Here is a 13,594-nt window from a genome sequence, read left to right as displayed (position 1 = left end):
GTGCAAATCTGCGGTGACTTCAGCTTGAATTCAAGTCGCAAACTGACCGACGATTCATAGTCCATGTCTGATACCTCCTATTGCGGGCGCTTTGCGCCCTCGCCTACCGGCCCCCTGCACCCCGGCTCGCTGCTGGCGGCGCTCGGCAGTTGGCTGCTCGCCCGCCACGCCGGCGGCCAGTGGCTGGTGCGCGTGGAGGACGTCGATCCTCCTCGAACGGTGCCTGGCGCGGTGAGCGGCCAACTGGCCGCACTGGCCGCCTTCGGGCTGTGCAGTGACGGGCCGATCGTCCATCAGAGCCAGCGCGATGCGCTGTACCAGGGCGCGCTGGACCGGCTGCTGCGCGAGGGCAAGGCGTTTGCCTGCCACTGCAGCCGCAGCGAGCTGGCCGCGCAGGGCGGCATCCATCACCACTGCGTGGCCCGCGCCGCGCGTGCGCAACCGGCGGTGCGGCTGCGGGTGCCACCGGGCAGCGTGGTGGGGTTCGACGACGGCTTGCAGGGCCGCATCGTGCAGGACGTGCACGCCGAGGTCGGCGATTTCGTGCTGCGCCGGGCCGATGGCTTCTGGGCCTATCAGCTGGCAGTGGTGGTCGACGATGGCGCGCAGCGCGTGACCGACGTGGTGCGCGGGGCCGATCTGCTCGAATCCACGCCGCGCCAGATCCTGCTGCAGCAGGCCCTGGGTCTGCCGACACCGCGCTACCTGCATCTGCCGCTGCTGCTCGGCCCGGAGGGGCGCAAGCTCTCCAAGTCCGAGGCGGCGCTGCCGGTGGACCCCGCCCAGCCGCTGCCAGCGCTGCGCCGGGCATGGGCGCAGCTGGGCCAGGATCCGGCGATCGGTGCAGGGGCCGATGAGGTGGGCGGGTGGCTTCGGCAGGCGGCCGATGGCTTTGATCCGGCGCGATTGCCACCGGGCGACATTCCGCTGCCGCACGCCGCTGGCGAGGCCGCCCCTTTTGCCCGCTGATGTTGCAGAATCCTGTTCCCCCTTGTTCTCCCTGCCTTTCGGAGTAGCTGCTCATGACATCTCGCGTCGCACTGGTCACCGGTGGTACCGGCGGTATCGGTACTGCCATCTGCCAACGCCTAGCCGACCAGGGCCATCGGGTCGCCACCAACTACCGCGACGAAGCCAAAGCCAAGGCCTGGCGCGAGAAGATGTTGGCGCGCGGCTGCGATGTGGCGATCTTCCCGGGCGATGTGTCCGACCCGGGCACCGCCGAGAGCATGGTGCAGGCCGTTGAAGCGGCGCTGGGCCCGGTCGAGATCCTGATCAACAACGCCGGCATCACCCGAGACACCACCTTCCACCGCATGCGTGCGGACCAGTGGCACGACGTCATCAACACCAACCTCAACTCGGTGTTCAACGTCACCCGCCCGGTCATCGAAGGCATGCGCCGCCGCGGCTGGGGCCGGGTCATCCAGATCAGCTCGATCAACGGCCTGAAGGGCCAGTACGGCCAGGCCAACTACGCCGCCGCCAAGGCCGGCATGCACGGCTTCACCATTTCGCTGGCGCGCGAGAATGCGGGCTTCGGCATCACCGTGAATACGATTTCGCCGGGCTACGTGGCCACCGACATGGTGATGGCCGTGCCGGACGAAGTGCGCGCCAAGATCATCGCCGACATCCCCACCGGCCGCCTCGGCAAGCCGGAGGAGATCGCCTACGCGGTGGCCTTCCTGGTCAACGACGAAGCCTCCTGGATCACCGGCTCCAACCTGGACATCAACGGCGGCCACCATATGGGGTGGTAACGGCCGAAATTGCTGCACTCCATGTTGCGCAACATAAATGCGGCCCCTTGCTACCTATGGCGGTTGCATAGGCTGCTGCACTGCGCCATGCTGCGCGCCTACTGTGATGAGTGACTGCTTCATGGCTGCGACCCGCATTATCAAGAAGTACCCGAACCGCCGGCTCTACGACACGGAAATCTCCAGCTACATCACCATAGAGGATGTGCGCCAGCTGATCCTGGACGGTGAGGACTTCGAGGTGCGTGATGCCAAGAGCGGCGATGACCTGACCCGCTCGGTGCTGCTGCAGATCATCGCCGACCAGGAGCAGGACGGCGAACCGATGCTGTCCACCCAGCTGCTCAGCCAGCTGATCCGCTTCTATGGGGACTCGCTGCAGGGCTTCATGGGCAATTACCTGGAGCGCAGCATGCAGGTCTTCCTGGACCAGCAGCAGCAGTTCCGCCAGCAGATGGGCAATCTCCTCGGCCAGACTCCCTGGGCGATGATGAACCAGCTGACCGAGCGCAACATGGAGATGTGGCAGGACTTCCAGCGCAACATGGGCACCGGCTTCGGCGGCCGCCCGGGTGGCACCGGGACAGGTACCGGCACGGGTACGGGTACGGGTACCGGCAAGAAGCCGGAAACGCCGGCACCGGGTGCAGGCAAAACCCGCCGCTGAGCCCCCAGCGCGGCGCAACAAAGAAAAAGGCGCAGCCCTCGGGCCGCGCCTTTTCTCGTTTCGGGGCCGGGCGACGTCACCGTCGCCGGCCAGCCCTATCGCCGTCCAGCCGCGCCCATCAGCGCTTGGGCTTGGCACAACCAGTGCAGACCCGCTCGACCTTGTAGCCCTTGGCGCGCAGCTTCTCGACCACGCCGTCGTTGCCGAGCAGATGCAGCGTGCCGACCACCACCATCGTGCCGCCCTGCCCGGCCTGCAGATGCTGCTGCAGCTTGGGTACCCAGGCATCGTTGCGGTCGGTGTTGATGCGCTTGTACAGCTGCGGGTACTGGCCGCGCATCTCGGTGGCCATCGAGGTCCACAACAGCTTGTCGTCGCCACGGCGCCAGGCATCATGCAGCTTGCGCCCCATCTCGTCGCCCTTGCCGGCCTGTTCCAGCGCTTCGGCCACCATCTGCTGCTGTTCCTTGGCCGTCATCCCCGACAGCACCGCGATCTGGGTATCGATGTCTTCCAGCCCGGCGGTCGCCTTGCCGGCACTCGCGGCGCGGGTCATGAAATGGCGATCCAGGCCGAGCGCGGGGTCCAGTCCCATCTTGGTGAACTGGCTCAGGGTGATGGTCAGGCCGACGAACCACGGCTTCATGCCCTGCAGTTGGGCCAGCGGCAGCTTGTTCTCCTGCGCATAGGCCTGCAGCCTGGTCCAGGTCGCGGCGTCCAGGTCGCGTTTGAGCTCCGAACCATCGGTGCGCATCGCGGCCTGCACCATTTTCTGCGCCAGCTGCGGCGATTCCATGTCCTGCGGCGACAGCTCGAACACCACCCGCTGCGAGGCCGTGAACGCCTGGTCGACATCGGCAGAGAGCGGGTAATCGCTCGGCTGCAGCAGATGGAACGAACCCAGCAGATACAGGCGGCTGTCGCCCGGGCCGGTCACCTTCCACAGCAGCGGGACCGGCGGGGTGGCTTTCGCCGCTGTCGGCGCGCTCGGCGCCACCGGGCGCGCGTCGGCGCTGCCCGTACCGACCAACAGGCTCGCAGCGATCAGCAACGGGGATACGACACGCGACAACATCGAGATCATCAAGCCTCTCCTTCAGGGGCGTGGTACGCCTGCTCACCTGCGTCCACACGCAGGTCCAGGCGGTTTTCAGGGGGTGTCAGTGGACACGTCGCGAACGGCGTGAACGCGCACGGCGGGTTGTAGGCGTGATTGAAATCGATCACCACCCGGCCCTGGTCATCGGGCGCGGGCAGATCGAGATAGCGGCCGGCCGGATAGCTGCCGTGGCCGCTGGTGCGATCGCCGAAGATCACGAACAGCTCGCGCCCAGGCTCACCAATCGCCTCCAGCCGCCAAGTGTGGCCGTCGCGTTCGAATTCCAGCGTACCGGCATTGGGCATGTTCGTGGTCAGCCCGGTGATGTCCACGATCGGCAGCGTCTTGCCGGCCGGATGTGGCACGAAGCGCGCGGTGATGCGCCAGGACGGACCACCCGGCCAGTAGGTCAGGCCGGTGAAGTTCGTCCGCGAGGGGGCATCGGCGTGCTTGACCCGCAGCGCGAAGCGCTCACCGCGATGGATCAGGCTGAGCCGGCCCTTGTCGTCATCGAAGGCGATGACTGTCGGGGTGGGATCGCGATCGCTGAAGAAGCGGATGCGGCCGGTGACCGGCTTGCCGTCCACCTGCATCGGAACCCCGCGTTCGGGCGTGAACCAGACGGTGTTGCCGTCACGCGCGACCATGCCCAGCTTGTCCGGGCCGACCGCCAGACGGATGCCGCTGCCCGGCCCACGCCCGATGTAGTGCGCCTTGTATTCCAGCCAGTGGAGGCCAACCAGGCTGGTCCAGCCATCGGCGGCGTGCAGTGCTTCGTAGCGCTGTTGGCGCCACTGCTGTTGTTCGGCGGCGAAGGCCGGATCGATCGCCACCTTCGCCGGTGCCGCCTCGTTCTTTTCGCCGCATCCTGACACGCTCACTGCCAGCAGCAACGCGGCGGCCCACACTCCCCAGTGCTTCATGACCTTCCTCTCAACGTCCGCGCAGGAACCAGCGGTCGATTTCCGCCAGCGAAAAACGCGCCCAGGTCGGTCGGCCGTGATTGCACTGACCCGAGCGTTCGGTGATTTCCATGTCGCGCAGCAGGCCGTTCATTTCCGGCACGGTCAGGCGCCGGTTGGCGCGCACGGCACCATGGCAGGCCATGGTGGACAGCAGTTCGTCGCGGGCACTGGCGATGCGTCGGCTCTGGCCATGCTCGCGCAGGTCGGTCAGCACGTCGCGCAGCAGCGCTTCGGGTTCGGCATTGGCCAGCAATGCCGGAATGCTGCGCACATGCAGTGAGCCCGGCCCAGCGCGGGTGATTTCAAAGCCCAGCGAGGTCAAGGTCTCGGCCTCGCGCTCGGCGGTGTCGGCATCGCGTTCGCCCACCGCCAGGGTGATCGGCACCAGCAGCGGCTGCGCATGCAGGCCCATGCCATCGTGCGCGGTTTTCAGGCGCTCGTAACCGATGCGCTCGTGCGCGGCGTGCATGTCCACCACGATCAGGCCTTCGGCGTTCTCGGCGAGGATGTAGATGCCATGCAGCTGTGCGATCGCATAGCCCAGCGGCGGTACGCCACTGTCGGCTGCGGTCACCGGCAGGCCGTTTTCGCTCGGCATCGGCGCCAGGCTGCTGGTCGCTGCGGTACCGCCCGGCGCGCCATACAGCGCTGCATAGGCGGACGGCGCATCGGCCACGCGCAGCCCCAACGGTGATTGCTGCGGGCGCCAGTCGCCGCCCATGCCACCGCCACCGCCTGCACCGTTACCGGCGAGTGCATAGCCGGTGCTGCCGGCGGACGGCAGGCCGTAGGCCGGCGCCGCGGTGGCGACACTCTCGGTGGCATGCACCTGGGGACCGGCCGCGGTCATGCCGGCACGGGTTTCAGCCAGCGCTTCCTTGAGCGTGCGGTAGACGAAATCGTGGATCAGGCGCGAGTCGCGGAAGCGAACCTCGTGCTTGGCCGGGTGCACGTTGACGTCCACGCGGGTCGGGTCGAGTTCCAGGAACAGCACATACGCCGGCTGACGGCCATGGAACAGCACGTCGCCGTAGGCCATCTTCACCGCATGGGCGACACTGCGATCGCGTACCGAACGGCCGTTGACGTACAGGTACTGCTGATCGGTGCTGGCCCGCGAATAGTGTGGCTGCGCGATCCAGCCGTGCAGGCGCAGGCCGGCCCCGCTGTGGTCCACCCGCAACGCCTGGTTGGCGAAGTCTTCGCCCAGTGTTTCGCCCAGGCGCGCATCCGAGTACAGATCGCCGGGCTTGTAGCGGCGCGAGGGTTTGCCGTTGTGCGACACCCGCAGCTCGACATCCGGGCGGGCCAGCGCGAGCGAGCGCAGCCACTCTTCGATATGGCCCAGCTCGGTGCGCTCGGCGCGCAGGAACTTGCGGCGCGCCGGCACGTTGTAGAACAGCTCGCGCACTTCCACCGTGGTGCCGGGCGCCTGCGCACGCGGCGTGACTTCGCCCAGCCGGCCCCCCTCGATCTGCAGGGCCGAACCATGCTCGTCGATGGCGCGGCGCGAGCTCAGGGTGAAGCGGCTGACCGAGGCGATCGACGGCAGCGCTTCGCCGCGGAAGCCGAGCGTCGCCACCGATTCCAGATCATCCAGGCTGGCGATCTTGCTGGTTGCATGCCGCGACACGGCCAACGGCAGCTCTTCCGGAGCGATGCCACCGCCGTCGTCGCGGATGCGGATCAGCCGCACACCGCCCTCTTCCAGGTCGATATCCACGCGGGTCGCACCGGCATCCAACGCGTTTTCGACCAGTTCCTTGACCACGGACGCAGGGCGTTCGACCACTTCGCCGGCGGCGATCTGGTTGATCAGGATCTCAGGGAGTTGGCGGATGCTCATGCGCACCTCCAGGCAGTGGAGGTGGCAGGCATGGCAGCGGTGGGAATTCGGGAAACGGACGTCATCCCGTGATGATAGCGTGCGCCGGGCGGTGCAGCCCGGCGGGGTTACTTGCTGCCGCCCGCCACGGTGCCGGCGGCATCGATTTCAGCCTGCGCGCGCGCGGCGTACAGGGTGCCCGGCGGCGGCTGACGGCTGAAGAAGGTGTGCACACCATCCAGCACCGCACCGGCGATCTGGCGCTGGTAGGCCGGATCGATCAGGCGGCGCTCTTCATCCGGGTTGGAGATGAAGGCGGTTTCGACCAGCATGGCCGGCATGTCCGAGGTGCGCAGCACCGCGAAGTTCGCACGTTCAATGTTGGGCTTGTGATTCTTGCCGATCCGCTTCAGGCCGCCCAGCACATGCCCGGCCGCGTCTTCGGAGGCCTTCATGTAACCGCTCTGGGCCAGATCCAGCAGCACGTTGGCCAGGGTGCCTTCGGTCTGCTGCAGGCGCACGCCACCCACCAGATCGGCGGCGTTTTCCTTGTCGGCCAGCCAGCGCGCACGCTGCGAGGAGGCGCCCTTGGTGGAGAGCACGTACACCGACGAGCCGGTCGCGGCCCGGTTCTCGGCGGCATCGGCGTGGATCGAGATGAACATGTCGGCCTTGGCCGCACGCGCTTTCTGCGCGCGCATCGGCAGCGGAATGAACACGTCGCTATCGCGGGTCAGGTAGGCCTTCAGCCCGGGCGTCGCGTTGACCTGGCGGGCCAGTTCACGTGCCACCGCCAGGGTGATGTCTTTTTCGCGTTTGCCGGTCGGGCCGACGGCGCCGGGATCCTGGCCGCCATGGCCGGGATCGATCGCGATCACCAGTGGACGCATGCCGGCGCGCATCTTCACGCGCGAAGCGTCGCTGGGCATGGCCGGACGCGGGTTGTCCTGCAGCGCCGGGGTCGGCGCGGGCGCCGGAACCGGGGCACTGGCCACGACCGCCGGGGTCGACTGGCCGGCCAGGATCGCGGCCGGCGACGCACTGTTGCTGGCCGCGTTGGCGGTCCCTGCGGCAGCGACGTTGACCGTGGTGGCCGTCGCGGCAGCCGGGCCCGGCGCCGAGGTGGCGACCGTGGCGCTGGCCTGCTGGCGTACCGACGCGGTCAGCAACGCGGTGGCGCGCGCGGCATCGCTGCGTGCCTGTGCAGTCTGGGCGGCGGTCGGTGCCGGCGCGGTGGCCGGCGTCGAAGCCGCTGGCGTGGGCGAAGGTGCTGCGGCCGGGGTGGGCGCGGGCGCGCTGGCAACGGTGGCCGCGGCCGGCGCATCGCCCGGCCACTCGATCACCAAGCGCGACTCATTGCCCTGCTTGATCATCTGCGGGCGGAACGGCGCGACCGATTCGGCCAGATCGAACACCACGCGGAACGTGCCTGGCACCGGCTGCCCGGTGCGGACAGCGGTAACCACGCCCTTGGGCGCAGGGAGTGTGAGGTTGCGGATCGCGCTGGAATCCGGGAAATCCACCACCAGGCGGTTCGGACCGGCCAGGGACAGGGTCTTGTAGCCCCCGCTGCCAGCCAGCGAAATCTCCGCACGGGTCCCGGTCGCACCGGTCTCCACCGCCACCTGGCGGACTTCGCCCGCCCACGACAGCGCGCTCGCCAGACAGAGTCCGACGGCAGTGCAGAGGGCGGCGAGTGATTTCCCCATTGGCATGGGTCTGGATTCAATCACCGCGCTGAATGAAATGCAACTCCTTTTCCCTTAATAATCCGTAACCTGCCGGTGTTTCCTAGTGTCAGCCGACAGAAAGGGCCTGCAAGTCACCCCCTTGGGGCAGCCGTGCGAGCCATTCACGACCGGCCGGACTGGTGGCGGTGAGCCGGGCGCGACGCCCCTGTCCCTGGATCTCCAGGGCCACTTCGAGGTCCGTCGGCGGCAATGCACCGGCCCCGCGCTCGGGCCACTCGACCAGCCACAGCGAGGCGCTGCCCTCGTCCAGCCCGAGGAAATCCAGCTCCTGCGCGTTGCCGATCCGGTACAGATCCAGGTGCCAGGCCTCGTGGCCGTCGGCCAGCGGGTAGCGCTCCACCAGGGTGTAGGTCGGGCTGCGGATCGCCCCCTGCACGCCCAGCGCGCGCAGCAGTGCGCGGGCCAGGGTGGATTTACCGGCGCCCAGGTCGCCCTGCAGCTGCATCACCGCCTGCGGCGGCCGGGTCGCGGCCAGCCATTGCCCGAGCAGGTCGGTGTCTTCGGTCTGCGCGAGGAAAAACTCGATCATGTTCAACCGTCCGGATTGACCAACCGGCGCAGCGGCGCCAGCAGATCGGTGGGAAGCAGGCCCCGCTGGCCGTCACTGGCGGCGGCATCGCCGGCCAGGCTGTGCAGCAATGCGCCGGTGCTGGCGGCATCGAAGGCGCCCAGCCCCTGCGCACGCAGGGCGGCAATGATGCCGGTGAGCAGGTCGCCCATGCCACCTACGGCCATGCCGGGATTGCCGGCGGCCATCACCCGCGGCAGCGCATCGGGCGCGGCGACCACGGTGCCGGCGCCCTTGAGCACCACCACCGCGTGGAAACGCTCGGCAAGCGCTTTGGCAGCCGTGAAGCGGTCGGCCTGCACCTGCGCGGTGCTCAGCCCAAGCAGGCGCGCGGCCTCGCCCGGGTGCGGGGTCAGGATCGCGTCATGGAGTGGCTGCGGCGCCTTGGCCAGCAGGTTCAGGGCGTCGGCATCGATCACCAGCGGCTTGCCGCTGGCCAGCACCTGGCGCCAGAGTTCGTGCGCCCAGTCGTCCTGGCCCAGGCCAGGCCCGATCGCAATCACACCCGCGCGGGGCAGCAGGGCCTGCAGCTCCTGCGCGTCCTGCACGGCATGCACCATCGCTTCGGGCAGGCGCGCCAGCAGCGCTGCGACATGCGGTGCCTGGGTCGCCACACTGACCAGCCCTGCGCCGGCGCGCAACGCCGATTCACTGGCCAGCATCACCGCGCCGCCGCTGCCGAGGTTGCCGCCCACGCACAGCACGTGGCCGGATTCGCCCTTGTGGGTGTTGGCGCGCCGCGCCGGCAGCTGCGCGCGCAGGCGCGGTTGCTGCCAGCACTCGGCGCTGTGCTGCACGCTTTCGCCAGCGTCTGCAGGCAGCGCCAGCGCGGCCAGGCGGCGACGGCCGACATGCTCCAGCGCTGCGCCGGTATACAGCCCCTGGTGGCGCACGATGAACTGCAGGGTGACCGTGGCACGGATGGCAACGCCCGGCACGTGACCGGTGCGCGCATCCACCCCGCTGGGCACGTCCAGCGACAGCACCGGCACGCCAGCGCCGTTGATGGCCGTGATCAGATCCACCGCGGCACCGGCCGGCGCGCGGTTCAGGCCGATGCCGAACAGCGCGTCCACCAGCAGGTCCATCGGCGGGAGGACGCCCTCGAAGCGCGCCACCGCACCGCCGGTGGCGAGGAACGCCTGCTCGGCCCGCTGCGACAACGGGGTAGCCGGCGCATCGGTGTCGAGCCGCAGCACCGTCACCGGGCGGCCGGCTTCACGGGCCAGACGGGCCAGCACGTAGCCATCGCCGCCGTTGTTGCCGGTCCCCACCACCACACCGATGCGCTGCGCCTGCGGCCAGCGCTCCAGCAGGCAGTGCCAGGCGGCCTGGCCGGCCTGTTCCATCAGCGAGGCACCGCCATCGCCCAGCAAGGCACTGGCCTGCGCATCCAGGCGGCGCGCAGCGGCGATATCGAACAGTTCAGCAAGCTGGGGCATGCCGGGATTCTATACTTGTCGCCCAGGCGCAGCCTTGCCGCGCCCTCCCCAGGCTCCGTTTCCGCCCAGGCCATGTCCGCCGTTCCCCTGCCCGCCCCCGTCCATCTGGCCCGTGCCGCCGAACGCATCCGTGCGATCGCGGGCGTGCACGGCTTCCAGCGCTGTGGCGTGTCCGGCATCGATCTGCGCGAAGACGAGGCGCACCTGGCCGATTGGCTGGGCAAGGGCCTGTACGGCACGATGGAGTGGATGGCGCGCCACGGCACGCTGCGTGCGCGGCCGGATGAACTGCTGCCGGGCACGGTGCGGGTGATCTCGGTCGGCATGGATTACGGCCACAAGGACGACGCCGAAGCCTGGGCCACCCTGCACGATGGCGACCGCGCCTACGTGGCGCGCTATGCGCTGGGCCGCGATTACCACAAGCTGATGCGCAACCGGTTGCAGAAGTTCGCCGACAGCATCGCCGCGGAGATCGGGCCGTTCGGCTATCGCGTGTTCGTCGATTCGGCCCCGGTGCTGGAGCGTGCGCTCGCCCGCAATGCCGGGCTGGGCTGGATCGGCAAGCACACCTGCCTGATCGACAAACAGGGCGGCTCGTGGTTCTTCATCGGCGAAATCTACGTCGACCTGCCGCTGCCGGTGGATACACCGGCCAGCGCACACTGCGGCACCTGCACGCGCTGCATCGATGTCTGCCCGACCCAGGCGATCATCGCCCCGCACCGCCTGGATGCACGCCGCTGCATCTCCTACCTCACCATTGAACACGACGGCGCGATTCCCGAGGACATGCGCACGGCGATGGGCAACCGCATTTACGGCTGCGACGACTGCCAGCTGGTCTGCCCCTGGAACAAGTTCGCCAAGCGCACCGACGAGCCGGATTTCCGCGCGCGCAACGATCTGGACACCGCCTCGCTCGCCCAGCTGTTCGCTTGGGAAGAAGACGAGTTCCTGCGCCGCACCGAGGGCAGCCCGATCCGCCGCAGCGGACATGAACGCTGGCTGCGCAACATTGCCGTGGCGCTGGGCAATGCCCCCACCCACGCCGAAACACTGGCCGCGCTGCAGGCACGACGCGAGCATCCTTCGGCGATCGTGCGCGAACATGTGGCCTGGGCCCTGCAGCAGCACGCCAACCGCACCTCCGCGGGATGAAGCATCGCCGCCGACGTGCGACCATGGCCCCCCGTTCGTACCGTTTGGCCTGATTCCTCCATGGACCGCAGCGCGCAGATTCTCACGCCCAGCCAGCTCAACATCCTGGCCCGCGACCTGCTGGAAGGCGCGTTTCCCCTGATCTGGGTGGAGGCCGAACTGGGCAGCGTGACGCGCCCTGCCTCGGGCCATCTATATTTCACGCTGAAGGACGCGCGCTCGCAGATCCGCGCCGCGTTGTTCAAGCCCAAGAGCCAGTGGCTGAAGTTCGTGCCGCGCGAAGGCATGCGCGTGCTCGCGCGTGGCCGGCTGACCCTGTACGAAGCCCGCGGCGAGTACCAGATGGTGCTCGACCACATGGAGGAAGCCGGCGAAGGCGCCCTGCGCCGCGCCTTCGAGCAGCTCAAGGCACGCCTGGAGGCCGAGGGCCTGTTCGCGCCGGAGCGTAAACGCCCGCTGCCGGCGCATGTGCGTCGCCTGGCGGTGATCACCTCGCCGACCGGCGCGGCGGTGCGCGACGTGCTGAGCGTCCTTGAACGGCGTTTCCCGATGCTCGAGGTCGATCTGCTGCCCAGCCTGGTGCAGGGCGACAGCGCAGCCGCGCAGATCACTTCGCTGCTGCGTGCTGCCGATGCCAGCGGCCGCTATGACGTGATCCTGCTGACCCGCGGTGGCGGCTCGATGGAAGATCTCTGGGCCTTCAACGACGAGCAGCTGACCCGCGCGATCGCGGCCAGCCAGACCCCGGTGGTGTCTGCCGTGGGCCACGAAACCGACTTCAGCCTGGCCGACTTCGCCGCCGATCTGCGCGCGCCGACGCCGTCGGTCGCGGCCGAACTGCTGGTGCCTGATCAGCGTGACCTGCTGCTGCGTGTGCGTCGCCTCGATGCACGTCTGGCGCAGCTGCAACGGCACAGCCTGGGGCAGGCGATGCAGCGCGCGGACCGTGCCCTGCTCCGCCTCAACGCACAGAGCCCGCAATCACGCCTGCAGCTGTTGCAGCGCCGTCAGCAGGATGTCGCGCGCCGTCTGCACGCAGCGTGGTCCACACAGCATCAAGGCCGTCTGGCCCAGCTGCGCCACGCAGCGGCCGTGCTGCGCAGCGGTCATCCGCAGCGCCGGCTGGATGCCCTGCGTGAGCGCCTGCAACGCCTGCAGCCGCGTGCGGACAGCGCGATCGGTCGCCAGCTGCAGCGCGACGCCCTGCGCCTGCGTGCGCTCGCCCGTTCGATGGAGGCAGTCAGCCCGCTGGCCACCGTCGCGCGTGGCTACGCGATCCTGACCCGCGAGGACGATGGCAGTCTGGTGCGTTCGCCGTTGCAGGTGCGCCCGGGCGACACGCTCAAGGCGCGCGTGCAGGACGGCGTGATCGATGTAACGGTCAACGAACCGGCGCGCTGATCCGGCGCGCCCAAGCCGCTGCGCGGTTCGCCTTCAACGTCCCGCGCTTTCGCAGAATTTCTGCCGGTATTCCATCGCCTTGGGCATCAACGCCTGCAGGTTCTGGATGCGCGTGCCCGGGTTGGGATGCGTGGACGCGAATTCCGACGTCGACTGCCCACCACTGGCCTGTCCCATCCGCTCCCACAGCGGAATCGCTTCCTGCGGATCGAAACACGCTGCCGCGGCCAGCATCAGGCCCACTTCATCGGCCTGGGTTTCATGACTGCGCGCGTACGGCAGCAGGTAGCCGTAGCCCATCGCCGACATCATCATCTGCTGCTGTTGCGGGTCCATGCCGCTGGCGGCACCGGCCATCTGCCCGATCTGGGTCATCTTCTGCTGGGCCATGCGCTGGGCGCCATGGCGCAGCAAGGCGTGTGCGATTTCATGCCCCATCACCACCGCCATCGCATCCACCGTACGCGCGACCGGAATCAACCCGGTGTAGACCGCCATCTTGCCGCCCGGCAGGCAGAAGGCGTTGGCCTGATCGGAGGGGATCACGTTGACTTCCCATTCGAAATCCCGCGCGAAATGGGCTGGCTTCAGGCCATGTTCTTCGGCGAGGGCGGTCTCCACCACGTCCACCTTGGCGATCAGGCGCTGGGCGATCGCCTGGATTTCGCGCGACTGCGGTGCACTGGGATCCAGCGGCCGCTCCTGCGCCAGGATCTCCTGGTAGGCCTGCAGGCCCAGCGCCTTTTCCTGGGTCGCATCGAGCGAGCTGTCGATCAGCACGCTCTCGCCGGTATACGGATCCACCGCACGGTTGGAGAACCAATAGAACGCGGCATAGCCGGCGAAGGCCAGCAGCACCCACCAGCGGATGTTGCCGAACAGGCCCGGCCGCCGGGCGCGGCCCTGCTGCTGACCGCCGAATGGATCGTTGCGCATGCGCGTGGTTCCTGAG

Annotated in this window: 12 protein-coding genes; 5 read left to right on the top strand and 7 right to left on the bottom strand. The window is 68.6% G+C overall.

Annotated elements, in window-relative coordinates:
* Nucleotides 1–63: 63 nt before the first annotated feature.
* The 3 genes from gluQRS (at nucleotide 64) to phaR (ending at nucleotide 2,430) form a co-directional block, all read left to right on the top strand.
* Nucleotides 64–969: a tRNA glutamyl-Q(34) synthetase GluQRS gene (gluQRS, locus tag ACW6W5_RS05640; RefSeq protein WP_152153450.1), complete on the top strand. Its 906-nt coding sequence runs from the start codon at nucleotides 64–66 to the stop codon at nucleotides 967–969.
* Between the two features lie 53 nt (nucleotides 970–1,022).
* Nucleotides 1,023–1,763 carry an acetoacetyl-CoA reductase gene (gene phbB, locus ACW6W5_RS05635; RefSeq protein WP_152153448.1) on the top strand — a complete coding sequence of 247 codons (741 nt, stop codon included), beginning with the start codon at nucleotides 1,023–1,025 and terminating at the stop codon, nucleotides 1,761–1,763.
* A gap of 121 nt (nucleotides 1,764–1,884) precedes the next feature.
* A complete protein-coding gene (gene phaR, locus ACW6W5_RS05630) occupies nucleotides 1,885–2,430 on the top strand; it encodes a polyhydroxyalkanoate synthesis repressor PhaR (RefSeq protein ID WP_152153446.1) in 546 nt (181 codons plus the stop codon).
* Nucleotides 2,431–2,548: 118 nt separating this feature from the next.
* On the opposite strand, the gene ACW6W5_RS05625 is transcribed toward phaR, so the two are convergent.
* The 6 genes from ACW6W5_RS05625 to ACW6W5_RS05600 form a co-directional block, all read right to left on the bottom strand.
* Entirely contained in the window at nucleotides 2,549–3,511 is a 963-nt protein-coding gene (locus ACW6W5_RS05625) for a TraB/GumN family protein (RefSeq protein ID WP_428999442.1), read from the bottom strand.
* 2 nt (nucleotides 3,512–3,513) lie between these two features.
* Nucleotides 3,514–4,452 carry a DUF1684 domain-containing protein gene (locus tag ACW6W5_RS05620; RefSeq protein WP_152153444.1) on the bottom strand — a complete coding sequence of 313 codons (939 nt, stop codon included), beginning with the start codon at nucleotides 4,450–4,452 and terminating at the stop codon, nucleotides 3,514–3,516.
* A gap of 10 nt (nucleotides 4,453–4,462) precedes the next feature.
* Nucleotides 4,463–6,340 carry a DNA mismatch repair endonuclease MutL gene (mutL, locus tag ACW6W5_RS05615; RefSeq protein WP_152153442.1) on the bottom strand — a complete coding sequence of 626 codons (1,878 nt, stop codon included), beginning with the start codon at nucleotides 6,338–6,340 and terminating at the stop codon, nucleotides 4,463–4,465.
* Nucleotides 6,341–6,447: 107 nt separating this feature from the next.
* Nucleotides 6,448–8,028, bottom strand: a complete 1,581-nt coding sequence (locus ACW6W5_RS05610; protein WP_152153482.1) for an N-acetylmuramoyl-L-alanine amidase — start codon at nucleotides 8,026–8,028, stop codon at nucleotides 6,448–6,450.
* Between the two features lie 88 nt (nucleotides 8,029–8,116).
* Nucleotides 8,117–8,599, bottom strand: a complete 483-nt coding sequence (tsaE, locus tag ACW6W5_RS05605; RefSeq protein WP_152153440.1) for a tRNA (adenosine(37)-N6)-threonylcarbamoyltransferase complex ATPase subunit type 1 TsaE — start codon at nucleotides 8,597–8,599, stop codon at nucleotides 8,117–8,119.
* Nucleotides 8,600–8,601: 2 nt separating this feature from the next.
* Nucleotides 8,602–10,080 carry an NAD(P)H-hydrate dehydratase gene (locus ACW6W5_RS05600; RefSeq protein ID WP_152153438.1) on the bottom strand — a complete coding sequence of 493 codons (1,479 nt, stop codon included), beginning with the start codon at nucleotides 10,078–10,080 and terminating at the stop codon, nucleotides 8,602–8,604.
* A 72-nt stretch (nucleotides 10,081–10,152) separates the two neighbouring features.
* Here ACW6W5_RS05600 and queG point away from each other — a divergent pair, with 72 nt between their 5' ends.
* Nucleotides 10,153–11,241, top strand: a complete 1,089-nt coding sequence (queG, locus tag ACW6W5_RS05595) for a tRNA epoxyqueuosine(34) reductase QueG (protein ID WP_152153436.1) — start codon at nucleotides 10,153–10,155, stop codon at nucleotides 11,239–11,241.
* A 60-nt stretch (nucleotides 11,242–11,301) separates the two neighbouring features.
* Nucleotides 11,302–12,642 carry an exodeoxyribonuclease VII large subunit gene (xseA, locus tag ACW6W5_RS05590; RefSeq protein ID WP_152153434.1) on the top strand — a complete coding sequence of 447 codons (1,341 nt, stop codon included), beginning with the start codon at nucleotides 11,302–11,304 and terminating at the stop codon, nucleotides 12,640–12,642.
* 33 nt (nucleotides 12,643–12,675) lie between these two features.
* Here xseA and ACW6W5_RS05585 read toward each other — a convergent pair whose 3' ends face one another.
* On the bottom strand, nucleotides 12,676–13,578 hold the full coding sequence (locus tag ACW6W5_RS05585) for a M48 family metallopeptidase (protein WP_121038276.1): 903 nt from the start codon (nucleotides 13,576–13,578) through the stop codon (nucleotides 12,676–12,678).
* Nucleotides 13,579–13,594 lie beyond the last annotated feature (16 nt).

It is taken from the genome of Stenotrophomonas sp. IS26 (genome assembly GCF_054188265.1).
The sequence above is the reverse complement of the archived record's forward strand: the minus strand, read 5'-3'. Positions and strand labels throughout refer to the sequence as shown.